General features: G+C 72.1%; 20 protein-coding genes. 4 read left to right on the top strand and 16 right to left on the bottom strand.

The window, feature by feature from the left end:
- Nucleotides 1-126: 126 nt before the first annotated feature.
- The 3 genes from BJ971_RS05045 to rimO are packed head-to-tail and all read right to left on the bottom strand — an operon-like array spanning nt 127 to nt 2,691.
- A complete protein-coding gene (locus tag BJ971_RS05045) occupies nt 127-624 on the bottom strand; it encodes a CinA family protein (RefSeq protein ID WP_184990262.1) in 498 nt (165 codons plus the stop codon).
- A 10-nt stretch (nt 625-634) separates the two neighbouring features.
- Nucleotides 635-1,219, bottom strand: coding sequence for a CDP-diacylglycerol--glycerol-3-phosphate 3-phosphatidyltransferase (gene pgsA, locus BJ971_RS05040; RefSeq protein WP_184990261.1), 585 nt, complete (start codon nt 1,217-1,219; stop codon nt 635-637).
- Nucleotides 1,216-2,691 carry a 30S ribosomal protein S12 methylthiotransferase RimO gene (gene rimO, locus BJ971_RS05035; RefSeq protein ID WP_184990260.1) on the bottom strand — a complete coding sequence of 492 codons (1,476 nt, stop codon included), beginning with the start codon at nt 2,689-2,691 and terminating at the stop codon, nt 1,216-1,218. Before rimO ends, pgsA begins: the two co-directional genes overlap by 4 nt.
- 139 nt (nt 2,692-2,830) lie before the next feature.
- Here rimO and BJ971_RS05030 point away from each other — a divergent pair, with 139 nt between their 5' ends.
- Nucleotides 2,831-4,012, top strand: coding sequence for a glycosyltransferase 87 family protein (locus tag BJ971_RS05030; RefSeq protein ID WP_184990259.1), 1,182 nt, complete (start codon nt 2,831-2,833; stop codon nt 4,010-4,012).
- Here the strand turns inward: BJ971_RS05030 and BJ971_RS05025 are convergent.
- Nucleotides 3,963-6,269, bottom strand: coding sequence for an FtsK/SpoIIIE family DNA translocase (locus tag BJ971_RS05025; protein ID WP_377885294.1), 2,307 nt, complete (start codon nt 6,267-6,269; stop codon nt 3,963-3,965). The genes BJ971_RS05030 and BJ971_RS05025 overlap by 50 nt on opposite strands.
- Nucleotides 6,270-6,584: 315 nt before the next feature.
- On the opposite strand from BJ971_RS05025, the gene BJ971_RS05020 reads away from it, so the two are divergent.
- Nucleotides 6,585-7,004, top strand: coding sequence for a YbjN domain-containing protein (locus tag BJ971_RS05020; RefSeq protein ID WP_239087552.1), 420 nt, complete (start codon nt 6,585-6,587; stop codon nt 7,002-7,004).
- Here BJ971_RS05020 and BJ971_RS05015 read toward each other — a convergent pair.
- From BJ971_RS05015 to BJ971_RS04990, 6 genes are all read right to left on the bottom strand, one after another.
- Nucleotides 6,972-7,340 (bottom strand): DUF2784 domain-containing protein, encoded by a 369-nt coding sequence (locus tag BJ971_RS05015; RefSeq protein WP_184990255.1) that lies wholly within the window; start codon nt 7,338-7,340, stop codon nt 6,972-6,974. The two genes, BJ971_RS05020 and BJ971_RS05015, sit on opposite strands and share 33 nt — an antisense overlap.
- A gap of 79 nt (nt 7,341-7,419) precedes the next feature.
- Nucleotides 7,420-8,739, bottom strand: a complete 1,320-nt coding sequence (locus BJ971_RS05010; RefSeq protein WP_184990253.1) for a S1 family peptidase — start codon at nt 8,737-8,739, stop codon at nt 7,420-7,422.
- A 113-nt stretch (nt 8,740-8,852) separates the two neighbouring features.
- The gene (locus BJ971_RS05005) at nt 8,853-10,541 is read right to left on the bottom strand and encodes a ribonuclease J (RefSeq protein ID WP_184990252.1); all 1,689 of its coding nucleotides are present in this window, start codon (nt 10,539-10,541) and stop codon (nt 8,853-8,855) included.
- 13 nt (nt 10,542-10,554) lie between these two features.
- Nucleotides 10,555-11,460 (bottom strand): 4-hydroxy-tetrahydrodipicolinate synthase, encoded by a 906-nt coding sequence (gene dapA, locus BJ971_RS05000; protein ID WP_184990250.1) that lies wholly within the window; start codon nt 11,458-11,460, stop codon nt 10,555-10,557.
- A gap of 63 nt (nt 11,461-11,523) precedes the next feature.
- Nucleotides 11,524-12,024: a DUF2752 domain-containing protein gene (locus BJ971_RS04995; protein ID WP_184990248.1), complete on the bottom strand. Its 501-nt coding sequence runs from the start codon at nt 12,022-12,024 to the stop codon at nt 11,524-11,526.
- Between the two features lie 5 nt (nt 12,025-12,029).
- Nucleotides 12,030-13,262 carry a winged helix-turn-helix domain-containing protein gene (locus BJ971_RS04990; protein WP_184990246.1) on the bottom strand — a complete coding sequence of 411 codons (1,233 nt, stop codon included), beginning with the start codon at nt 13,260-13,262 and terminating at the stop codon, nt 12,030-12,032.
- Nucleotides 13,263-13,318: 56 nt separating this feature from the next.
- On the opposite strand from BJ971_RS04990, the gene BJ971_RS04985 reads away from it, so the two are divergent.
- Both BJ971_RS04985 and BJ971_RS04980 read left to right on the top strand, forming a co-directional pair.
- Nucleotides 13,319-13,894 (top strand): GNAT family N-acetyltransferase, encoded by a 576-nt coding sequence (locus BJ971_RS04985; RefSeq protein ID WP_184990244.1) that lies wholly within the window; start codon nt 13,319-13,321, stop codon nt 13,892-13,894.
- Nucleotides 13,891-15,882: an amylo-alpha-1,6-glucosidase gene (locus BJ971_RS04980; RefSeq protein WP_184990242.1), complete on the top strand. Its 1,992-nt coding sequence runs from the start codon at nt 13,891-13,893 to the stop codon at nt 15,880-15,882. Before BJ971_RS04985 ends, BJ971_RS04980 begins: the two co-directional genes overlap by 4 nt.
- Nucleotides 15,883-15,892: 10 nt before the next feature.
- On the opposite strand, the gene dapB is transcribed toward BJ971_RS04980, so the two are convergent.
- The 6 genes from dapB to BJ971_RS04950 form a co-directional block, all read right to left on the bottom strand.
- Nucleotides 15,893-16,648: a 4-hydroxy-tetrahydrodipicolinate reductase gene (gene dapB, locus BJ971_RS04975; protein WP_184990240.1), complete on the bottom strand. Its 756-nt coding sequence runs from the start codon at nt 16,646-16,648 to the stop codon at nt 15,893-15,895.
- A gap of 9 nt (nt 16,649-16,657) precedes the next feature.
- Entirely contained in the window at nt 16,658-17,566 is a 909-nt protein-coding gene (locus BJ971_RS04970; protein WP_221479142.1) for a phosphatase PAP2 family protein, read from the bottom strand.
- 83 nt (nt 17,567-17,649) lie between these two features.
- Complete coding sequence (locus BJ971_RS04965) at nt 17,650-18,987, bottom strand: M16 family metallopeptidase (protein WP_184990237.1); 1,338 nt, start codon at nt 18,985-18,987, stop codon at nt 17,650-17,652.
- Nucleotides 18,988-18,994: 7 nt separating this feature from the next.
- Entirely contained in the window at nt 18,995-21,310 is a 2,316-nt protein-coding gene (locus BJ971_RS04960; RefSeq protein WP_184990235.1) for a polyribonucleotide nucleotidyltransferase, read from the bottom strand.
- Nucleotides 21,311-21,518: 208 nt separating this feature from the next.
- The gene (gene rpsO / locus BJ971_RS04955; protein WP_184990233.1) at nt 21,519-21,788 is read right to left on the bottom strand and encodes a 30S ribosomal protein S15; all 270 of its coding nucleotides are present in this window, start codon (nt 21,786-21,788) and stop codon (nt 21,519-21,521) included.
- A gap of 133 nt (nt 21,789-21,921) precedes the next feature.
- A complete protein-coding gene (locus BJ971_RS04950; RefSeq protein ID WP_184990226.1) occupies nt 21,922-22,866 on the bottom strand; it encodes a bifunctional riboflavin kinase/FAD synthetase in 945 nt (314 codons plus the stop codon).
- Between the last annotated feature and the right edge of the window lie 51 nt (nt 22,867-22,917).

Below are 22,917 nucleotides of genomic sequence, written 5' to 3'. Positions count from 1 at the left end.
CCGCCGGCATCCGCCGGAGGCTTCCCGCAACCGTACCCGTTGCGGGCGACACCGACATCCCGCCCCGCCGAATTCCGGGCCCACCCGGGAACAGGGTCCGTCCCCGGGGCTACTGATGCGTGGGTGTCAGCCCGCCACCGCCGCAGTCGATCCGCGCACCTCGTCGGCGAGCAGGCCGAGAACCGAGGCCACCGTCTGGGTGCGGACGTCGTCGCGTGAGCCGCTCAGCCGCAGTTCCCGCACGGTGGCCCGGCCCGGCCCCGCGACGGCGACATAGACCAGGCCGACCGGCCTGCCGTCCTGCGGTTCCGGCCCGGCGACGCCGGTCGTGGCCAGCCCCCAGTCGGCGCCGCAGCGCGCCCGGGCGCCCTCGGCGAGCGCCAGGGCGACGTCCGGGTCGACGGGTCCGCGGTCGGCGAGCAGCGCCTCCGGCACCCCGGCGAGCGAGTGTTTGAGGTCGGTGGCGTACACCACAAATCCGCCCCGGAAAACCCGGCTCACCCCGGCGATGTCGACGAGCGTGGCCGCGAGCAGGCCGCCGGTGAGCGACTCGGCGACGGCCAGGGTCTCCCCCCGGTCGACGAGCGCGTGCACGACCGCCGCGGCGGCCACAGCTGTCTCCACTTCCTCACCCCTAGGGTCTGCCGCGCATCCGCAGGGCCTGGAGCACGTAGTCGACGCCGGTCACCACCGTCACGATGAGGGCGGCGACCATGAGGCCGGTGCCGATGACGTCGAACGGCTCGGGTACCGGCCACAGCAGCCAGGCGATCGCCGCGGTCTGCAACGCCGTCTTCAGCTTGCCACCCCGGCTGGCCGGGATGATCCCGTACCGGATGACCCAGAACCGCAGCGCGGTGACGCCCCACTCGCGGACCAGGATCACGATGGTCACCCACCAGGGAAGCATGTCGTACGCCGACAGCAGGATCAGCGCGCTCCCGGTGAGCGTCTTGTCCGCGATCGGGTCGGCGACCTTGCCGAACGAGGTCACCAGCTCGTAGCGCCGGGCGATCCAGCCGTCGGCGAAGTCGGTGGCCGAGGCCACGCAGAAGGTCAGGCAGGCCGCCATCCGCCAGCCCGGCTCGGTCATCCCGGACATGATCACGATGACCACGAAGACCGGGACGAGCACGATGCGGACGGCCGTCAGCAGGTTGGCCGGGTTGTACAGCGATACCGGCCGGGGCCCGGCCACCGGGACCGGCTCGTCGGTCACGACGCGGCCGTCGCTGCCACTGCCGAAGGGGCTGCGGAGATCATCTCGACCGGCACGGCGACCAGGTCGACGCCCTCGGTGGCGGTGACCCGGGCCCGGACGAAGTCGCCGGGACGCAGCGCGGCGAGGTCGGCGCCCTCGTCGCCGGCGACGAGCGTGGTGGAGCCGTCGACCTCGGGGGCCTGGTGCGCGGCCCGGCCCTCGATCTCACCGCCGGCGACGGTGTCGACGAGCACCTCGACGATCGAGCCGAGCCGGTCCTCCGCGCGCTGGGCGCACAGCTCGTCGGCGAGGTCGCTGATCCGACCGAAGCGCCGCTTGATCGTGTCCTCGCTGACCTTGCCGGGCAGGCCGGCGGCCTCGGTGCCGTCCTCGTCGCTGTAGTCGAAGACACCGATGGCGTCGAGCCGGGCCTCGGTCAGGAACCGGACCAGCTCGTCGACGTCCTGGCGGGTCTCGCCGGGGAAGCCGACGATGAAGTTGCTCCGGGCGCCGGCCTCGGGCGCGAGCGCGCGGGCGGTGGCGAGCAGCTCCAGGAAACGGTCGGTGGAGCCGAAACGCCGCATCCGGCGCAGCACCGGCTCGCTGGAGTGCTGGAAGGAGAGGTCGTAGTACGCGGCGACGCCGGGCGTGGTGGCGATGACCTCGACCAGGCCGGGCCGCGTCTCGGCCGGCTGGAGGTAGCTGGCCCGCACCCGCACGATGCCGTCGACGGCGGCGAGCTGCGGCAGCAGCTTCTCCAGTGCGCGGGGGTCCCCCAGGTCCTTGCCGTAGGAGGTGCTGTTCTCGCTGACCAGGACGAGCTCGCGGACGCCGGAGCGGGCCAGCCACTCGGCCTCGGCCAGCAGCTCCTGCGGGTCCCGCGAGACGAACGCGCCCCGGAAGGCGGGGATGGCGCAGAACGAGCACCGCCGGTCGCAGCCGCTGGCGAGCTTGAGGCTGGCGACGGGCCCGTTGTCGAGCCGGCGGCGCAGCACCTGCCGCAGGTGTGCGGGCGTGTGCTCGTCGACGGTGGCGTGTCCGGGCACGACGACCTTGGCGGCCTGCCGCGCGACCGGGGTCAGCGGCAGCAGCTCGCGCCGGTCCCGCGGGGTGTGCGCGTCGAACCGCTCCCCCGCCAGCACGCCGTCGAGCCGGGCGGCGATGTCGGTGTAGTCGTCGAACCCGAGCACGGCCTGCGCCTCCGGCAGGCTCTCGGCGAGCTCCTTGCCGTAGCGCTCGGCCATGCAGCCGGCGGCGACGACCTTCGCACCGGTGTCGGCGGCGGCCAGCAGCGTCTCGATCGAGTCCTGCTTGGCCTTCTCGACGAAGCCACAGGTGTTGACAAGAACCACATCTGCGCCGTCGGCGTCGGTGCTGACCTGCCAGCCCCCGGCGTCGAGGCGGGCGGCCAGCTCCTCGGAGTCGACCTCGTTACGGGCACATCCGAGGGTCAGAAGCGCTACTCGGCGCGGAGCGGGAGTCGTGGACACTCTGCAAAGGTTACCGGGCTACTGACGGTGACCCGTCCCCCGCACGGCCGGTATGCCATCGCGCGGTAACCCTGAGGGCGGCTCACGTTCACCCCGGCTCGGTAGCGTCCCGTGCTCGGCTCGACATGGGGGAACAGACGTGCGCCGGGTGCAGCCCGAATGGATATTGATCGCCGTGCTCGCCGTGCTGGCGGTGGCGGTCCGCTGGATCGGCCGGCACGAGATGACGGCGGACATGCGGATCTTCTTCGTCTGGTACGGCAAGCTCGACGCGGCCGGCGGCTGGTCCGGTCTGGGCAAGGAGATCGGCAACTACAACGCGCCGTTCCTCTACATCCTCGCGCTGCTGACCTATCTGCCCGGCCCGACGCTCATGAAGATCAAGATGGCCTGGGTCCTGTTCGACGTCCTGCTCGTGTACTTCGGCTACCGGATCGTGGCGCTGCGCCGGCCGGGCCGGCGCATCCCGGTGCTCGCGGCGCTGGTGCTGGCCTTCCTGCCGACCGTGGTGATCAACAGCTCGCTGTACGGGCAGTGCGACGCGATGTGGGCCGCTTTCGCGCTCGGCGGGGTCTACTACCTGCTCCGCGAGCGCCCGTGGCTGGCCGTGACCATGTTCACGGTGGCGCTTTCGTTCAAGCCACAGGCGATCTTCATCTTCCCGCTGCTGGCCCTGCTGGTGCTGGCCGGGTCGCTGCGCTGGCGGACGCTGCTGGCCGTACCCCTGGTCTATGTCGTTCTCGATCTGCCGGCGATCCTCGCCGGCCGCGACCCGGTCGAGCTGCTCACGCTCTACAGCCCGGCCCGGCAGGCCGCGTACGTGCCGGCGCTGACCTCGAACGCCGCGAGCATCTACGCCTACCTGCCGGTGCATACGCGGCTGGACACCCTCAAGACCCTCGGGTACGTCTTCGCCGCGGTCCTGGTGGTCGGGGTGATCTACACGCTGGTCGCCGCCCGGGCCCGCATGGACGCCGAACGGATCGTGACCGCCGCCACGTTCTTCGTCATCCTCGTCCCGTTCCTGCTGCCGGGGATGCACGAGCGGTACTTCTTCCTGGCCGACGTGATGACCGTCGTGCTGGCGTTCTACCGGCCCCGGCTGTGGCCGGTCGCCCTGCTGGTGCAGGCCGCGTCGCTGCTGTCGTACCTGCCGTTCCTGTTCATCGGTACCGGGCACGGGCAGTTCGTCCCGCTGCCGGTGCTGGCCACGATGATGCTGGCGGCCCTGCTGATCACCGGCTACGCCCTGCTGGGCGACCTGCGCCCGGTCAGTCGACCCGCAGCGTCGACAGCGCCTCTTCCAACTCGTCCGGCTTGATCAGCACGTCGCGGGCCTTGGAGCCCTCGGACGGGCCGACGATGCCGCGGCTCTCCATCAGGTCCATCAGCCGCCCCGCCTTGGCGAAGCCGACCCGCAGCTTGCGCTGGAGCATCGAGGTCGAGCCGAACTGCGAGGTGACCACCAGCTCGATCGCCTGGATGAGCACCTCGAGGTCGTCGCCGACCTCCTCGTCGATCTGCTTCTTCTTGTTCTCCGGCGGCGCCGTCACGTCCGGGCGGAACTCCGGCTCGCGCTGGTCCTTGCAGAACTTGACGACGTCGTTGATCTCTTTTTCGTCGACCCAGGCGCCCTGGAACCGCGCGGGCTTCGAGGCGCCCATCGGCAGGAAGAGGCCGTCGCCCCGGCCCAGGAGCTTCTCGGCGCCCGGCTGGTCGAGGATGACCCGGGAGTCCGCCAGCGAGGACGTCGCGAACGCCAGGCGGGACGGGACGTTGGCCTTGATCAGGCCGGTCACCACGTCGACCGACGGGCGCTGGGTGGCCAGCACCAGGTGGATGCCCGCCGCGCGGGCCAGCTGGGTGATGCGGACGACCGAGTCCTCGACGTCGCGTGGGGCGACCATCATCAGGTCGGCCAGCTCGTCCACGATCACCAGCAGGTAGGGGTACGGCTTCATCACCCGGTCGACGCCGGGCGGCGCGGTGATCTCGCCGCTGCGGACCTTGCGGTTGAAGTCGTCGACGTGGCGTACCCCGTTGGCGGCGAGGTCGTCGTAGCGCATGTCCATCTCGCGGACGACCCACTCCAGCGCGTCGGCCGCCTTCTTCGCGTTCGTCACGATCGGCGTGACCAGGTGCGGGATGCCCTCGTACGCGGTCATCTCGACCCGCTTCGGGTCGACGAGCAGCAGCCGCACCTCGTCCGGGGTGGCCCGGGTCAGGATCGACACCAGCAGCGAGTTCAGGCAGGAGCTCTTGCCCGCGCCGGTCGCGCCCGCGATCAGGATGTGCGGCATCTTCGCGAGGTTGGCCACCACGAAGCGGCCCTCGATGTCCTTGCCGAGCGCCACCAGCATCGGGTGGTGGTCGGCGGTGGCCGCGTGCGAGCGCAGCACGTCGCCGAGCGACACGTTCTCCGGGTCGGTGTTGGGGATCTCCACGCCGACCGCGCTCTTGCCCGGGATCGGGCTGAGGATGCGCACGTCCGGCGACTTCACCGCGTACGCGATGTTGCGCGAGAGCTGGGTGATCCGCTCGACCTTGACGCCCGGGCCGACCTCGACCTCGTAGCGGGTGACCGTCGGGCCACGGGTGAAGCCGGTGACCGCCGCGTCGAGGTTGAACTGGTCGAAGACGCCGGTCAGCGCCGTCATGATCTCGTCGTTGGCCTTGCTGCGGGACTTCGGCGCCGCGCCCTTGCCGAGCAGGCTCGGCGGCGGCAGCCGGTAGTCGCCCTCGACCGCGGAGATGTCGAGCTGCTCGGCCCGGGTCGGCAGCGGCGAGTGCTCGGGCGGCTCGGGGGTCTTGCGGCTGGCCGGCACCTTCTTGCCGCGCGGCACCAGGACGGTGTCGTGGACGATGGGGTCCTCGGCGTCCTCGGCGTCGGGCGCCAGGCCGATGTCGGAGAGCGAGCCCTGGCGACGGCGGGCGGGGCTGCGGCGCTTGGGCGCCTCGTCGCCGGCGTCGTCCAGGTCGGACAGGTCCAGTTCGGGCAGCGGCGCGCGCTCGGTCGAGCGGCCCAGCAGCACGTCGATCAGGAGCATGAGCCGCTCGGGGATCCGATTGATCGGCGTCGCGGTGATGACAAGCAGACCGAAGATCAACAGCAGGATCAGCAACGGTACGGCGACCCAGGCGGTCACGGCGCGCTCCAGCAGCGCGCCGACGCCGTAGCCGATGAGCCCGCCGGAGCGGTCCATCTCGAGGTCGTCGGCGGGGCGCTGCGCCAGGTGCAGCAGGCTCGCGGTCGACACGACGAGTGCGGTCCAGCCCACCACCGACCGGCCGCGGTGCTCCGGGTCGGCGGGCCGGCGCATGAAGCGCACCGCGCCGTAGAGCAGCAGCAGCGGCAGCAGCACGGACAGGCCGCCGAAGAAGAGCCGCACGGCGTCGGCAAGGCGGGCGCCGACCGGCCCCGCCGAGCCGGCCCAGACCGCGACACCGACGAGGATCGCGAGGCCGAGCATGAGCAGGCCGGCACCGTCGCGGCGGTGCTCGGGATCGATCTCCTTGGCCGTCGCCGCCTGGCGGCCGACGCCCCGGGCCACCCAGCCGACGCCGTGCGCGACGCCCATCCAGAGGGTGCCGACGCCGCGGCCGAGGCCGGCGACGAGGACCGCGGAGACGCTGGGCCGGGCCCGGGTCGCGCTCCTGGCCCGGGTGCGCGCGGCGGGCCGGGCGGCGGCCTTGCGGGCGGTCTTGCGCGCCGGTTGGCGGGCGGGCTGACGGGCACGCGTCGTCGCGGCGCCGCGCGTGGTTCCCGCGGCGCGGCCCCGGCTCGCCGGAGGAGTTCGGCCCGCCATGTCCAATACCGTAACGGCGCCGCGCCCGCGAGCCCGCGCGCCGCACCGTGACCGGGTTTCGCTTTTCCTCGGCTTAGGATCAAGACCATGTCCGTTCTGCCCAAGCCGCTCAGCCAGCAGATGCTCGTCGAGGCGCTGAATGCTCGCGGGTTCGCACACTTCGTCGACGCCGACGGCGACATCGGCGGCAACTGGCAGGGCTGCCTTATCTACTTCTTCCTACTGGGCCGGGAGCAGGAGGTGCTCCAGGTCCGGACGCTGACCCGGACCGTCTTCAGCACGGACGACGTCCACCGGCTGTACGAGTTCTGCAACGCCTGGAACCACGACCAGCTCTGGCCCAAGGCGTACGTGCACACGGCAGACGACGGCGCGGTGCGGGTGGTCGGCGAGGTCTCCGGCGACTGGGAGCACGGCGTGACGCCGGAGCAGCTCGACCAGATGATGATCTGCGGGATCGCGACCGGCTGCGAGCTAGCTGACGCGGTCGCGGCGCTTCAGCCGTAGCACCAGCAGCCCGGCCCACGAGGTCAGGATGATCACGGCGACCACGATCTGGGCCGCCCACTCGTAGCCGTGCGGGTAGAAGACGCCCTCGGCGTGGCTGTCCAGGAACCCGCCGTTGAGCGGCGCGAGGCCGGCGCCCTCCCGGCCCCGGTCCTCGAGCCAGGTCAGCGGGCAGGTCAGCCCGGCGACGACGATCACCAGCAGCCAGCCGGCGCAGATCGCCTGTAGCCAGATCAGCCGGGGCCGGCGCCAGGCGAGGAAGCCGCCGAAGATGCCGAAGGCCAGGAACGCGAAGTGCGCGCACACGGCGGCGGCGATCAGTGCTCGGTAGCCCACGTGGTTACGGTAGCCAGACGCAGCGCTGCCCGCGCAGGACGGAGGATGGCCCGCGCGGGCAGCACGTCTTCAAGGCGCGTCAGCCGCGGTGGTGACCGCGGCGGTGGTGGCCGCTGCGCTGCTGCTGACCGGCGTCGTCGTCGGCCGGCGGCTCGGTCGCCTCGGCCGGCGGTGCCGTGGTGGCCTCGGCCGGCGGTGCGGCGTCGTCGCCGGCACCGCCCGCGGCCCCGCCCGTGGTGAGCAGGGTGAGGTTGTTCGTCTCCAGGATCTCGGTGATCGGCTGGAAGAACGTCTCGCCGCCGACCGTGCAGTCGCCGGAGCCGCCGGAGGTCACGCCCTGTGCCTGGTCGCCCGAGAGCCACGGGCCGCCGGAGTCACCGCCCTCGGCGCAGACGTCCGTCCGGGTCAGGCCGGTGACGGCGCCCTCCGGGTAGTTCACCGTCTGGTTCTTCGCCAGGATGGTGCCGCAGAACGTGCCGGTGGTGGAGCCGGAGCGGCAGACCGCGGCGCCGACGGGCGCCTCCGTGCTGCCGCCGACCGGCAGCGCGTTGCCGTCGAAGTCGTTGACGAACGGCTGCAGCGTCACGCCGGCGTTTGTCTGCACCACGCCCATGTCGGCGTTGCCGGGGAAGACGGACGCGACGACCACGCCCTGGTCCAGATTCTCCCGGTCGGTGGTCTGGGTGCCCTCGGCGCCGCAGTGCCCGGCGGTGACGAAGCCGCCCTCGACCGCGAACCCGATGGAGCAGCGGGCCTGCCCGCCGCCGATGTTGACGAAGTAGGGCTCGGCGCCGATGACGTCCGCGAGAATCCGGGGCGCGCGCTTGGTGACGACGACCTTCACCGCGGCGCGCGAGATGCCGGCGTCCTCGGCGAGTTCGCGCGCGTGGTCGGTGTCGCCGGGCAGCGCCTGCACCACGACCTTGTTGGCCGCGACGTCGACGTACCAGCCGGGCAGGTCACGGTCGGACCGGGAGGCCTCGCTGTCCAGCGCCTGCTTCGCCCGGTCCAGCTCGGCCACGCTGCGCTCGACCAGCCGCGGCACCGCACCCGCCGCGCGCACCTGCGCGACCAGGCCGGGGTCGGTGACGCCGATGTTGAGCGTGGTGCCGTCCCCGCCGAGCCAGGAGCCGGCGTACGAGTCACCGGCGGCGGCGCGCAGCTGTGCGGCGACGCCGCTGGCCCACGCCGCCCGCCGCACCCGCGCCGCGGCCTCGTCGGTGCTCACACCGAGGTCCCGCTTCATCGCGGCGAGCAGCTGTGGGGCCACCGCGCCGGTCGCCTGCGGCGTGGAGCGGCGCGGCGTGTTGGTACCCGCCATCGACGGCAGGGTGAATGCCACCGCCGCGCCTGCCGCCGTCACCGTCGCCGCGATCGCGACAACTGTTCTCCGCTGCATCCGAAACTCCCCTCGCATCGAGTGCCGTGGGGGCGGCACCGTGCCCTCAGATACGCAGGGAGGTCTCGGCCGGATCAAAAAATCCGGTATTCACAGAAAACAATGCCTCCGGGTTACACCTCGACCACGGTAGGAACGATCATCGGACGCCGCCGGTATGCGTCGTTCACCCAGCGCCCGACCGTGCGCCGGACCACCTGTTGCAGCTGGTGGGTGTCGGTGATGCCGTCCTCCGCCGAGCGGTGCAGCGCGGCGGTGAGCAGCGGGATGACCGGGTTGAACGCGTCCGGGTCCTCCGAGAAGCCCTTCGCCGAGATGCTCGGCTCGCCGACCACCTTGCCGGTCACCGAGTCGATCACCACGGTGGCGGAGATGAAGCCGCCGTCGCCCAGGATCCGGCGCTCGGTGAGCAGCGACTCGCTGACGTCGCCGACGGCGAGGCCGTCGACGTACACGTAGCGGTTCTTGACCCGGCCCACGTGCCGGGCGTGGCCCTCGACGAGGTCGACGACGTCGCCGTCCTCGCAGAGCACCACCCGGTCCGGCGCGACGCCGGACTCGATGCCGAGCTGTGCGTGCGCCCGCAGGTGCCGCCACTCGCCGTGCACCGGCATCAGGTTGCTCGGGCGCACGACGTTGAGCAGGTAGAGCAGCTCACCGGCCGGGGCGTGCCCGGAGACGTGCACCTTGGCGGTGTCCTTGTGGACGACCGTCGCGCCGGCGCGGGCCAGCTGGTTGATCACCCGGTAGACCGAGGTCTCGTTGCCGGGCACCAGCGAGCTGGCCAGCACGACGGTGTCGCCGGACTCGATGGTGATGTGCCGGTGGTCGCCGGTCGACATGCGACCGAGCGCGCTCATCGGCTCGCCCTGCGAACCTGTCGACATGAAGACGATCTCGTCGTGCGGCATCGAGGCGGCCTCGTCGAGACTGACAAGCAGACCGTCCGGGATGCGCAGCAGGCCAAGATCGCGGGCAATGCCCATGTTCCGCACCATCGAGCGCCCGATCAGCGCCACCTTGCGCTCGTACTCGTACGCCGCATCCAACACCTGCTGGACTCGGTGCACGTGCGAGGCGAAGCTGGCCACGATGATCCGGCCGCGGGCCTTCGCGAAGATGCCGCCGATCACCGGGCCGATGTCGCGCTCGGGCGTCACGAAGCCGGGGACCTCGGCGTTCGTCGAGTCGGAGAGCAGCAGGTCGACGCCCTCGGCGCCGAGCCGGGCGAAGCCGGCCAGGTCGGTGATGCGCCCGTCCAGCGGCACCTGGTCCATCTTGAAGTCGCCGGTGTGCAGCACCAGCCCGGCCGGGGTGCGCACGGCGACCGCGAGCGCGTCCGGGATGGAGTGGTTGACCGCGAAGAACTCGCACTCGAACGGGCCGAGCCGCTCGGTCTGCCCCTCGCGCACGGTCAGCGTGTAGGGGTCCAGCCGCCGCTCCGCCAGCTTCGCCTCGACCAGCGCGAGGGTGAACTCGGAGCCGACCAGCGGGATGTCGGGCTTGAGCGCGAGCAGGTAGGGAACCGCGCCGATGTGGTCCTCGTGCCCGTGGGTGAGCACGATCGCCTGCACGTCACCGAGGCGGTCCCGTATCGACGTGAAGTCGGGCAGGATCAGGTCGACGCCCGGCTGCTCGACGTCGGGGAATAGAACTCCGCAGTCGATGACGAGCAGCTTGCCGTCGAATTCGAAGACGGTCATGTTGCGGCCGATGGCGCCGAGACCTCCCAGCGGGGTGACGCGCAGTGCGCCCTCCGGAAGCGGGGGTGGCGGTTCCAGTTCGACGTGTGCCTGGCTCAAATGCGAGGCCTCTCTAATTGGTGCCGAGGGGCTGTCCCGCCGCGGCGGCGTCCTCGTGCAGTTGGTTCGTTTCGGCCTCGGTGGCGTCGACAAGCGGCGAGCGCACGGGGCCGGCGGGCAGCCCGAGGGCGCGCAGGCCGGCCTTCACGAGGATGGTGCCCTGAGTCCGGAAGATGCCGGTGAACAGCGGCAGCAGCTGCCGGTGCAGCGCGAGCGCCCCGGCGTTGTCCCCGCGCTCGTACGCCTCGATCATGGCCTTGGTCCGCGGGCCGATGAAGTGGGTCGAGGTGCCGACCACGCCGACCGCGCCGATCGACAGCAGCGGCAGGATGGCGGCGTCCTCGCCCGAGTAGTACGCGAGATCGGTGCGGCGCAGCACGTCGGCGCTCGCGGCGAAGTCGCCCTTGGCGTCCTTCACGGCGACGATGTTGGGGTGCTCGGCGAGGCGGACCAGCGACTCGGTCGCGATCGGCACGCCGGAGCGGTGCGGAATGTCGTAGAGCATGACCGGCAGGCCGACGGAGTCGGCGACGGTCGTGAAGTGCCTGATCAGGCCCGCCTGCGGCGGCTTGTTGTAATACGGCGTCACGACCAGCAGGCCGTGTGCGCCCGCCTTCTCGGCCGCGCGCGACAGCTCGACCGTGTGTGCGGTGTTGTTGGTGCCGACACCCGCCACGATCCGGGCCCGGTCGCCGACGGCCTCGACGACGACGCGGAGCAGGGTCTCCTTCTCGGCGTCGGTCGTGGTCGGCGACTCGCCGCCGGTCCCGCTGATCACCAGCGCGTCGTGGCCCTGCTCGTCCACCAGCCACGTCGCCAGCCTGGCAGCGCCCTCGACGTCGAGGGAGCCGTCCGCGTGGAACGGGGTCACCATGGCCGAGAGCAGCCTGCCGAAGGGCCGCGGGTGGTCGTGCGTCATACCGACAACTTATCGGACGGCCGGAGTGCTTTCCCCGTCGCCGGTGTGCGGGTGCCCCAGGCCTCAGACGTAGAAGGCGGTGAAGGGCGCCCAGGGCAGGTTGCGCAGGACGCTGAAGACGCCCCAGGCGGCGATGAATGTGCCGATCACCCCGGGACTCAGGCTGAGCTGCGGAACCTTCCAGCCGAAGAGCCGGCGCCCGGCCCAGGCAAAGTACATGTAAAGGAGGAAGGGGACGGCGAAGACGAACAGCGCGTGGTGCCGGGCGGCCGCCGGGACGTCGCCATGCAGCAGATACCAGGCGGCGCGGGTGCCGCCGCAGCCCGGGCAGATGAAGCCGGTCGCGTACTTGAGCAGGCAGCTGGGTGCCGCGCCGGCGTTCGCCTCGGTGGGGCTGGTGACGAACGTGTAGCCGACCGCGCCGGCCATGCAGACCATCATCGCCGCCGGGGCGACCCAGACCGGCGAATCGCGCCACCTGCGCTGGATGAAGCGGGTCACGCGGTCCTGCTTGGGCTCCTCATACTGCGGGTACGGCGGGGGGCCCGTGACCGTGCTGCTCATGGCCGTCACGGTACACCGACGGAGGCAACCTTCAGCGCCGCCGTAAGCGGGCCGGCCAGATCGCCGCGGTCCGGCACCGCGATGGCGCCCAAGCCCAGCCAGCCGGCCAGCCGGCGCAGCTCGGCCGCCAGCGCGATGGCCGTCTCCTCCTGGTCGGCGGCGGGCTCGATCCAGGCCGCCGGGATGCGCAGCACGCCGGCCTTGCGGTCGGCCTTGAGGTCGACCCGGGCGGCGAAGGCGTCGCCGAGCAGGAACGGGAGCACGTAGTAGCCGTAGAGCCGCTGTTCGGCCGGCACGTAGATCTCGATGCGGTACTTCATGTCGAAGAGCCGCTCGGTGCGGGCGCGCTCCCAGATCAGCGGGTCGAACGGGCTGACAAGCGTGGCGGCGCTCACCCGGCGCGGCAGCCGCGCCTCGTGGTGCAGGTAGGCCGGGCCCTTCCAGCCCCGGACCGTGACCGGCAGCAGCACCCTGTCCTCGATCAGCTCGGCGACGGCCTGTTTGAAGCCGGCCGCCGGCAGCCGGAAGTAGTCGCGCAGCTCCGGCTCCGCGGCGACGCCGAGCGAGCGGGCCGCGAGCCCGACCAGCGCCCGGAAGGCGTCCTGCGGGTCCGGGGTCGGCGCGTCGATCACCTGCTTGGGCAGCACCCGCTCGGTCAGGTCGTAGCGCCGCGCGAACGAGGTCGTGCGTTCGGCGGCGGTCACCTCGCCGCTGTAGAAGAGGTATTCGAGGGCCGTCTTGGTGGACGACCAGTTCCAGCCCCAGTTGTCCTTCTTGCGGGGCACGTCCTGCTCGATCTCGGCGGCGGTCACCGGACCCCGGTCGGCCACCTCGTCGCGCACCCAGGCGACGAGGTCGGGCTGCTCCTCGATGACGCGCCGGATGCCGCCCCACGCGTAGCTGCGCGCATTGTCCATGCGCCAGCGGAAGAGCGGCTGGAGCTCGACGTTGATCAGCGAGGCCTCGTGGCCCCAGAACTCGAACAGCTCGCGGGGATCGCGGTAGGCGGCGCGGTCGAGCAGCGCCGGCGGGTAGGGCCCGAGCCGGCTGTAGAGCGGCATGAAATGCGCGCGCTGCAACACGTTCACCGAGTCCATCTGGATCAGGTGCAGGCGGCGCAGCACCCGGCGCAGGTGGCGCATGTCGGTGGCGCCGCCCGGCGCGGGATCGGCGAAACCCTGCGCGGCCAGCGTGATGCGCCGGGCCTGCGCGACGGAGAGACTGTCAGGTACTGCCACAGCTCCGCACGCTAGCCCAGGGGTCTGACAGAGTGCGCGTCTGTAGGCTGCCGGGCATGGCACTCGGCTTCGTCCGTCCGGCCCGTCCCGAGGACGCCGGAGAGATCGCCCGCATCCAGCTCTCGACCTGGCGGACCGCCTACCGGCGGATGTTCCCGCCGCATGTGCTGGCCAACCTCGACGAGGCCTACCTGGCCCGTGGCTGGTCCGAGGCGATCACCGCCACGCCCTCGCCGCGGCACCGGGTCCTCATCGCGGTCGAGCAGGGCGAGGCCGCGTCCCATGTGGTCGGCTTCGTGGCCGCCGGACCGGCCGACGAACAGGCGCTGGCGCCGGAGGAGCCCCCGCTCGGCGACGATGTCGCGGCGATCACGGACCTGCTGGTCGAGCCGCGCTGGGGTCGGCGCGGGCACGGCAGCCGGCTGCTCGCGGCCACCGTCGACCTGTGGCGCGAGGACGGCTTCAAGGCCGCCGTGGCCTGGGCATACGACGCGGACGACGCGATGCGCAAGTTCCTGGTCTCGACCGGCTGGGAGCCGGACGGCGCCGCCCGCGCGCTGGACGTCGACGACATGCTGGTCCCGCAGCTGCGCCTGCACGTCGCGATCGACCAGCAGCCGCCACCGGATTGAGCAGCGCTCAGCCGCCGACGTTCGACCTCGTCGTCACGCTCGCCGCGCCGACCTTCGCGCTGGCCGACACCGACGGGCAGATCCGCGCGGGCGGCGCGCAGGGGGTCTTCCACGCCGACGCGCGGATGCTCTCCGAGGCCGTCCTGCGCCTGGACGGCGGCGAGGCCGAGCCGATCGGCCACGACGAGGGTTCCGGCACCGCGCGGTTCGACTCGCTGGCACGCCCGGCCGTGCGGGTCCGGCGCACCCGCGAGGTCTCCGCGGGCCGGGTCGCCGAAACGATCACCCTCCGCTCGGACGCGCCGGATCCGGTCGGCGTCGCGGTCACCCTCGACCTCGCGGTGGACCTCGCCCCCATCGAGGTGGTCCGGTCCGGCGGCCGGGGCACACCGGTGCCCGCCCGCCGCGCCGCGGACGGCACCCTGCTCTTCCGGCGCGACGGCATCACCGTCACGGTCACCGCCGAGCGGGCCGACACCGACGACCGCGGGCGGCTGGCCTGGCCGGTCACCCTCGCGCCGGGGACGGACACGACCCTGACCTTCACGGTACGCGTGGACGACCCGACCGCCGCCGTGCACGCACCCGCCCGTACGCGGGACCGGCCCGCCGCCGAGGTGCGCTGCGGCGACCGCCGCCTGGACCGCCTCGTCGCCCGCTCGATCGACGACCTGCACGCCCTGCGGCTGGCCGACGGCGACGACGCCTACCTCGCCGCCGGCGCGCCCTGGTACCTGACCCTGTTCGGCCGCGACAGCATCTGGGCCGCCCGGATGCTGCTGCCGCTGGGCACCCGCCTCGCCGCCGGGACGCTGCGGGTGCTCGCCCGCCGGCAGGGCACCCGGGTGGACCCGGTCACCGGCGAGGCGCCCGGCAAGATCATGCACGAGCTGCGCCGGCCGGAGTCCGCCCTCTCCGGCGGCGGCCCGCGCCTGCCCGCGGCCTACTACGGCACGGTCGACGCCACCCCGCTCTGGATCAGCCTGCTGCACGACGCCTGGCGCTGGGGCCTGCCCGAGCGCGAGGTCGGCGTGCTGCTGCCGCACCTCGAGGCCGCGCTCGGCTGGCTGGCCGGGCACGCCGACCCGGACGGCGACGGCTTCGTGGAGTACCTCGACGCCGGCGGCCGCGGCCTGGCCAACCAGGGCTGGAAGGACTCCGCCGACGCGGTCCGTTTCCACGACGGCCGGCTGGCCGAGCCGCCCATCGCGCTGTCCGAGGTGCAGGGGTACGCCTACCGCGCGGCCCTGGACGGCGCCGCGCTGCTGGACGCGTTCGGGCGGCCCGGCGCGCGCTGGCGCGAGTACGCCGCCGCGCTGGCGGAGCGGTTCCGCGCGAGGTTCTGGGTACCCGCGGGCCACCCGGCGCTGGCCCTGGACCGCGACAAGCGGCCGGTCGACTCGCTGACCAGCAACATCGGCCACCTGCTCGGCACCGGCATGCTGACCGCGGCCGAGGAGCGGGCGGTCGCCGCCGCGCTGGGCGGCGCGGCGATGTCCGGCGGGTACGGGCTGCGCACGATGTCCGCGCTCGACGGCGGCTTCGACCCGCTGTCGTACCACTGCGGTTCGGTGTGGGCGCACGACACCGCGATCGTGGCGGCGGGGCTGGCCGGCGCGGGCTTCCCGGCCGAGGCGGCGCGGCTGATCGACGGGCTGCTGGCGGCCGGTGAGGCGTTCGGCCACCGGCTGCCCGAGCTGCACGCCGGCAACGCGCGCTCGGCGGGCGGCCGCCCGGAGCCCTATCCCACCGCGTGCCGGCCGCAGGCCTGGTCGGCGGCGGCCGCGGTGCTGATGCTGCGGACGGCGATCGGCCTGGAGCCCGACGTGCCGGGCGGCACCGTGCGGCTGCGCCCGCTCGCCGGGCTGCCCTTCGGGCCGCTGCGGGCCGACGGCCTGGAGATCGCGGGACGGCCGGTCTCCGTCACCGTCGACGTCGACGGATCCGAGACGATCGAGGGCCTGCCGGCCGACCTGACGGTGTCCTGACCGGGGCGGATCAGCTGAGCAGCGAGTCGAGGCCGATCGTGAGTCCCGGGCGGCTCTCGATCGAGCGGACGGCGAGCAGCACGCCCGGCATGAAGGAGGCGCGATCCAGGCTGTCGTGCCGGATGGTGAGCGTCTCGCCCTGAGTGCCGAAGAGGACCTCCTGGTGGGCGACCAGGCCCGCCGCCCGCACGGAGTGGATCCGCACGCCGTCGATCTCCGCGCCGCGCGCACCGGCGACCTCGTCCTCGGTCGCGTCCGGCATCGGACCGCAGCCGGCCTCGGCCCGGGCACCGGCGATCAGCCTCGCCGTGTGCGTCGCCGTGCCGCTCGGCGCGTCCAGCTTGCGCGGGTGGTGCTGCTCGATGATCTCGACGGACTCGAAGTAGCGGGCCGCCTTCGCCGCGAACTGCATCATCAGCACCGCGCCGATGCCGAAGTTCGGGGCGATCAGCACGCCGACCCCGGGCTTGTGTGACAGCCAGGACCGCACCCGGTCGAGGCGCTGCTCGGTGAAGCCGCTGGTGCCGACGACCACGCTGATGCCCTGGTCGACGGCCCAGTGCAGGTTGTCCATGACCACGTCGGGGGTGGTGAAGTCGACGAGCACCTGCGCGCCCGCGTCCGCGGCGTTGAACAGCCAGTCGCCCTGGTCGACCATCGCCACGAGCTCGAGGTCGGGGGCGGCGTCGACGGCCTTGCACACCTCGAGGCCCATGCGTCCCCGGGCGCCGAGAACGCCGACGCGGATCGGTTCTACGTCTGTCACGCCGACAACTTAACGTACCGGCTCGGGGCCCGAGGCGCTGACCGCGTGCCTCGCCCGCCACCAGCGCTCGGCGAATCCGACGACCAGGAAGACCCCGCCGACGTACGCCCAGCCGACCAGCACGTCGATCACGTAGTGCTCGCCGGAGTAGACCAGCGTGAACGTCATGGCCAGCGGATATGCCAGCATCAGCGGCCACCAGCGCCTCGCGACCATCGGCAGGAAGAAGACCACCGCCATCAACGCGTACGCGGTGTGCAGCGACGGCATGGCCGCGACCGGGTTGGAGGCCTCGACCTGGAGGGCGTTGAGGGTGTTGCCGGCGCTGTGCAGCCCGATCGCGTTCCACCCGTTTGTGGAGATGCGCTCGACGTGCTCGGGCAGGAAGCCGTACTTGTAGGCCCACCACGGCGGGGCGGCCGGGTAGAGGAAGTAGGTGATCAGCCCGGCCACGCTGAGAGTGAACCAGCGCCGCATGAAGCGGCCCCACTGCTCGCGCCACCGCAGCCAGAGGATCACGCCGATGGTCGGCACCGCGAGGAAGTGCGAGACGTAGATCAGGGAGACGACCACCTCCCACCACTGCACCGCGTCCGGCCGGTACAGGTGCTGTTGCAGCCAGACCGTCGGCACCTCGCCGCCGGTGAACCAGCCGAACATCCACTCATCAGCGTGGATGAGCTCGGTGACGTGCGGGTCGAACAGGTCGTCGGCGTAGCCCCGGGAGACGTTGTAGACGACGAGCAGCAGCGAGATCGGCAGCCAGTCGCGCAGGAACAGCAGGTGCCGGCGCCACGGCAGGTCGCTGCGCCAGGCGATGGTGGCCAGCCACAGCCAGCCGAAGGCGATCAGCGGGTCGCTGGTCGGCACGCCGATGAAGTACGTGCCGACCGCGAACACCGCCGCCCAGATCAGCATGCCGATGAGCCGGCGCCGGCGCGGTGTCGGCGTCGCGGTTTCCTGAACGGGCGGTGGGCTGAGGATGGTCACGGCGTCCCAGGTTAGCGAGGGTTGGCGAAGGCGGTCTCGTCGAACGGCCCGACGACGGCGAGGGACATCGGCCTCGACAGCAGGTCCGCCGCGAGCAGGTTCACCTCTTCGAGGGTGACCGCGTCGACCCGCGCCAGCAGCTCGTCGACGCCCATCAGGTCGCCGTGCAGCAGCTCGGACTTGGCCAGCCGGCTCATCCGCGAGCCGGTGTCCTCCAGGCCCAGCACGTACGAGCCCTTGACCATGCCCTGGCCGCGGGCCAGTTCGTCGGCCGTGATGCCCTCGGCCGCGACCACCGCCAGCTCGGCGCGGATCAGGGCCAGCACCTCCTCGGCCTTGCCGGGCGCGCAGCCCGCGTAGACCGCGAAGAGGCCGGCGTCGGCGTACTGGCTGCCGTACGAGTAGACCGAGTACGCCAGGCCGCGCTTCTCCCGGATCTCCTGGAAGAGCCGGCTCGACATGCCGCCGCCGAGCACGTTGTTGAGCACGCCGAGCGCGAAGCGCCGCTCGTCGCCCCGGTTGATGCCCGCGCAGCCGAGCACGATGTGCGCCTGCTCGGTGTCGCGGTGCCGCACCACCGTTACCGGCTTCCGCGGCCGGGGCGCGGGCGATGCGCCCCGCTTCGGCGCGGGCGAGCCCGGCTCCTGCGCGAACGGGCTGCCGGCCAGCCCCGCCCGGATCAGCCGGACGACGCGGGCGTGGTCAAGGTTGCCCGCGGCGGTGATGACGATCTGCGGCGCCTTGTAGCGGGTGCGGTAGAAGCGGTTGATCTGGGTGCGGGTCATCGGGGAGATGGTCTCCGCCGTGCCCGAGATCAGCCGGCCCAGCGGGGTCTCCGCGCCGAAGACGGCCTCGGTGAAGACGTCGTGCACCTCGTCGCCGGGCTCGTCGTCGTGCATCGCGATCTCTTCGAGGATCACCCCGCGCTCGGTCTCGACGTCCTCCGGATCGAGGATCGAGGACGAGACGGCGTCACAGAGCACGTCGACGGCGAGCGGCAGGTCGACGTCGAGCACCCGCGCGTAGAAGCAGGTGTACTCCTTCGTGGTGAAGGCGTTGGTCTCGCCGCCGACGGCCTCGATCTCCGCGGAGATCTGCAGGGCCGTGCGCTTCTCGGTGCCCTTGAAGAGCAGGTGCTCGAGGAAGTGCGAGGCGCCCGACATCGCCGGGGTCTCGTCGCGGGAGCCGACACCCACCCACACGCCGAGCGCGGCGCTGCGGGTCGTCGGGATCGACTCGGTGAGGATGCGCAGGCCGCTGGGGAGGACGGTGCGGCGTACGCCGCCCTGCAGGGTCCGGGTGACAACGCGGGCCGGCCTCTCGGCCGGCCCGCGGGAACTCGCTGTCATTCGTTAATCAGCTGCGGTCGCCGCTGGGACGCTGCCGGCGCCGGCGGGGCTCGCCGCCACCCTCGCCACGAGGACCGCGGTCCTCGCGCGGCGGGCGGCCGCCGTTGTCCGCGGCGTCGGCCGAGGCGGCCGGGGCCTCCTCGCCCTCGGGGCGGACCTTGTCCAGGTAGATCTTGCCGCGGTTGTCGATGTCCGCGATCGAGACCTCGACCTTGTCGCCGACGTTGAGGTAGTCCTCGACCTTGTCGACGCGCTTGCCGTCGCCGACCTTGGAGATGTGCAGCAGGCCGTCGCGGCCCGGCAGCAGCGAGATGAACGCGCCGAACGCGGCCGTCTTCACCACCGTGCCGAGGAACTTGTCGCCGGCCTTCGGCATCGTCGGGTTGGCGATGGCGTTGATCCGCTCCACCGCGGCCTCGGCCGCCGGGCCGTTGGTCGCGCCGACGTAGATCGTGCCGTCGTCCTCGATCGAGATGTCGGCGCCGGTCTCGTCCTGGATCGCGTTGATCGTCTGGCCCTTGGGGCCGATGACCATGCCGATCTTGTCGACCGGGATCTTCACGCTGGTGACCCGCGGCGCGTACTCGGACATCTCGGCCGGGCTGTTGATGGCCTCGTCCATGACGCCGAGGATCGTCGTCCGGGCGTCGTGCGCCTGCTGCAACGCGGCGGCCAGCACGTCCGACGGGATGCCGTCGAGCTTGGTGTCGAGCTGAAGCGCGGTGACGAACTCCGGCGTGCCGGCGACCTTGAAGTCCATGTCGCCGAACGCGTCCTCGGCGCCGAGGATGTCGGTGAGCGTCACGTACTGGGTCTTGCCGTCGACCTCGTCGGAGATGAGGCCCATCGCGATGCCGGCGACCCGCGCCTTCAGCGGAACACCCGCGCTGAGCAGGGCCAGCGTCGAGGCGCAGACCGAGCCCATCGAGGTCGAGCCGTTCGAGCTCAGCGCCTCGGAGACCTGGCGGATCGCGTACGGGAACTCCTCGCGCGTCGGCAGCACCGGCACGAGGGCGCGCTCGGCGAGCGCGCCGTGGCCGATCTCGCGGCGCTTCGGCGAACCGACCCGGCCGGTCTCACCGGTCGAGTAGGGCGGGAAGTTGTAGTTGTGCATGTAGCGCTTGGACTTCTCGGGAGCGAGGGTGTCCAGCGACTGCTCGAGGCGCAGCATGTTCAGCGTGGTGACGCCCAGGATCTGGGTCTCGCCGCGCTCGAACAGGGCCGAGCCGTGCACCCGGGGCAGGACGCCGACCTCGGCGCTCAGCGGCCGGATGTCGCGCGGCCCGCGGCCGTCCATGCGGACCTGGTCGCGGAGCACGCGGTTGCGCACCTCGGACTTGGTGACCGAGCGGAACGCGGCGCTGATCTCCTTCTCGCGGCCCTCGAACTGCGGGCCGACGGCCTCGACGACCTTGGCCTTGATGCGGTCCAGGGCCTCCTCGCGGTCCGCCTTCTGGACGATCTTCAGCGCCTCGACGAGCTCGCCCTTGGCGGCCTCGGAGACGGCGGAGTAGACGTCGTCCTGGTAGTCCAGGAAGACCGGGAACTCCTGCACGGGCTTCGCGGCGACCTCGGCCAGCTCGCTCTGCGCGCGGCAGAGCTCGCGGATGGCCGGCTTGGCGGCCTCGAGGCCGCTGGCGACGACCTCCTCGGTCGGCTTCGGCGCACCGGACGCGATCAGAGTCAGCGCGTGCGGGGTGGCCTCGGCCTCGACCATCATGATCGCGACCTCACCGTCGGCCAGCGTGCGACCGGCGACGATCATGTCGAAGGTGGCGCGGGCCAACTCGTCGAGGGTGGGGAAGTTGACCCACTGGCCCTCGACGTGCGCGACGCGGGTCGAGCCGACCGGGCCGCTGAACGGCAGGCCCGAGAGCTTGGTCGACATCGAGGCGCCGTTCATGGCGACGACATCGTAGGGGTGCTGCGGGTCGAGCGCGAGGATGGTCTCGACGACCTGGACCTCGTTGCGCAGGCCCTTGGTGAACGACGGGCGCAGCGGCCGGTCGATCAGGCGGCAGGTGAGGATCGCGTCCTCGCTGGGGCGGCCCTCGCGGCGGAAGAACGAGCCGGGGATGCGGCCGACGGCGTACATCCGCTCCTCGACGTCGACCGTCAGCGGGAAGAAGTCGAAGTGGTCCTTCGGCGTCTTGCCGGCCGTGGTGGCGGAGAGAACGGTGGTCTCGCCCAGCTGGACGATGACCGAGCCGGCGGCCTGGCGGGCCAGCTTGCCGGTGGAGAAGGTTACCTCTCGCGTGCCGAACACACCGTTGTCGATGACGGCGGTGCGAGATTCGGTGCCGAGAGCATTCTGCTCTGTCATGTGGTGCGGTACTCCTTCGTCGAGGACCCGGCGGTTCACACAGCGCGGAACGGGCTGGCCGGTCTTCGATCGAAGTGCCCGAGCAGAGCCTGTAGGAAAATCGGGCGTGCTCGGGAACCACTACCGAGGACCGGGGCCGTGGCCTGGTGCCGCGCGGGTCCGTGGGTAAAGCTCGGGGGAGCGGCCAGGCGGCCACTCCCCCGTCGAATCAGCGGCGCAGGCCGAGACGCTCGATCAGCGTCCGGTAGCGCGCGATGTCCTTCTTCTGGACGTAGTTGAGCAGGCGGCGGCGACGGCCGACCAGCAGCAGCAGACCACGACGGCTGTGGTGGTCGTGCTTGTGCGCCTTGAGGTGCTCGGTGAGGTCGGCGATCCGCTTGGTGAGCATCGCGACCTGCACCTCGGGCGAACCGGTGTCGCCCTCGACGGTCGCGTACTCGGTCATGATCTTGGTCTTGGTCTCTTGATCGAGCGCCATGTTCTCCGTGATTCTGTGTTGCCGGTGAATTCGGTGCCCCGCGACGGGGGCCAAGCTCGCGGCCCGCGGCGTCGGGCAGGCAGGCGAGTCCGGTCGTCGGATGAGCCGACGTCCCGGCAAGCTTATCAGCAGCTTAGATCCCGGGTCGGGCGAGCACGCTCCGCGTCTGCTCGACGTCCTCGCGGATCTGCGCGACCAGCGGCTCGATGCCCGGGTAGACCCGCTGTTCCCGCAGGTGGGCGATGAAGTCGAGGCTGACGCGCTCGCCGTACAGGTCGCCGGCGAAGTCGAGGACGTATGCCTCGACCCGGCGCTCGCGGCCGGAGAACGTCGGGTTCGTGCCGACCGAGACCGAGGCCGGCAGCGGGCCGCCGTGCCGGCCGCCGCGGATCAGCCGCGCCGCGTAGACGCCGTCGGCCGGTATCGCCGCGTACCGGTGGCACATGAGGTTGGCCGTCGGGAAGCCGATCTCGCGGCCGCGCTGGTCGCCCCGCACGATGACGCCACCCAGGCGGTGCGGCCGGCCGAGCGCGGCGGCCGCGGCCGCGACGTCCCCGGCGTCGACACAGCTGCGGATGTACGTGGAGGAGAAGACCAGCCCGTCCTGCGCCACCAGGGGCGCCTGCTCGACCGTGAAGCCGAAGGTGCGCCCGAGGCTGGTGAGCATGGCCAGGTCGCCGGCCGCCCGGTGGCCGAAGCGGAAGTTGTCGCCCTCGACCACGACGGCCGCGTGCAGCGCCTCGACCAGCACGTCGTGCACGAAGGCCTCGGCGCTGAGCTGCGAGAACGCCGGGGTGAACGGGACGACGCAGAGCGCGTCGACGCCGAGCTGCTCGATCAGCTCGGCCTTGCGCACCGGCTCGGTCAGCACGGCCGGGTGCGAGCCGGGCCGCACGACCTCGGCCGGGTGCGGGTCGAAGGTCACGACGACCGAGTGCAGGCCGAGGTCGCGGGCCCGCTTCACGGCGTGCCCGATGATCGCCTGGTGGCCGCGGTGCACGCCGTCGAAGACGCCGATCGTCACCACCGATCGGCCGAATCCGCCCGGCACCGCCTCGTACCCCCGCCACCGCTGCATTCCGCCGCCTCCCCTGGCCCAGATCTCGCGGGTAAGCGTATCGGTCACTCA

The organism is Amorphoplanes digitatis (genome assembly GCF_014205335.1).
Lineage (GTDB): Bacteria > Actinomycetota > Actinomycetes > Mycobacteriales > Micromonosporaceae > Actinoplanes > Actinoplanes digitatus.
Note: the sequence above shows the minus strand (reverse complement) of the source record. Positions and strands in the feature narration are given on the sequence as shown.

What these genes read in the sequence shown, in the direction of transcription:
- BJ971_RS05025 (WP_377885294.1), bottom strand. Translation starts at nt 6,269, where the DNA reads ATGGGCGTCGCGCACGGCGTCGGCTGGGTGGCCCGGGGCGTCGGCCGC.
- BJ971_RS05020 (WP_239087552.1), top strand. Translation starts at nt 6,585, where the DNA reads ATGTCCGTTCTGCCCAAGCCGCTCAGCCAGCAGATGCTCGTCGAGGCG.
- BJ971_RS05010 (WP_184990253.1), bottom strand. Translation starts at nt 8,739, where the DNA reads ATGCAGCGGAGAACAGTTGTCGCGATCGCGGCGACGGTGACGGCGGCA.
- dapA (WP_184990250.1), bottom strand. Translation starts at nt 11,460, where the DNA reads ATGACGCACGACCACCCGCGGCCCTTCGGCAGGCTGCTCTCGGCCATG.
- BJ971_RS04995 (WP_184990248.1), bottom strand. Translation starts at nt 12,024, where the DNA reads ATGAGCAGCACGGTCACGGGCCCCCCGCCGTACCCGCAGTATGAGGAG.
- BJ971_RS04985 (WP_184990244.1), top strand. Translation starts at nt 13,319, where the DNA reads ATGGCACTCGGCTTCGTCCGTCCGGCCCGTCCCGAGGACGCCGGAGAG.
- BJ971_RS04970 (WP_221479142.1), bottom strand. Translation starts at nt 17,566, where the DNA reads ATGCTGATCTGGGCGGCGGTGTTCGCGGTCGGCACGTACTTCATCGGC.
- BJ971_RS04965 (WP_184990237.1), bottom strand. Translation starts at nt 18,987, where the DNA reads ATGACAGCGAGTTCCCGCGGGCCGGCCGAGAGGCCGGCCCGCGTTGTC.
- BJ971_RS04960 (WP_184990235.1), bottom strand. Translation starts at nt 21,310, where the DNA reads ATGACAGAGCAGAATGCTCTCGGCACCGAATCTCGCACCGCCGTCATC.
- rpsO (WP_184990233.1), bottom strand. Translation starts at nt 21,788, where the DNA reads ATGGCGCTCGATCAAGAGACCAAGACCAAGATCATGACCGAGTACGCG.
- BJ971_RS04950 (WP_184990226.1), bottom strand. Translation starts at nt 22,866, where the DNA reads ATGCAGCGGTGGCGGGGGTACGAGGCGGTGCCGGGCGGATTCGGCCGA.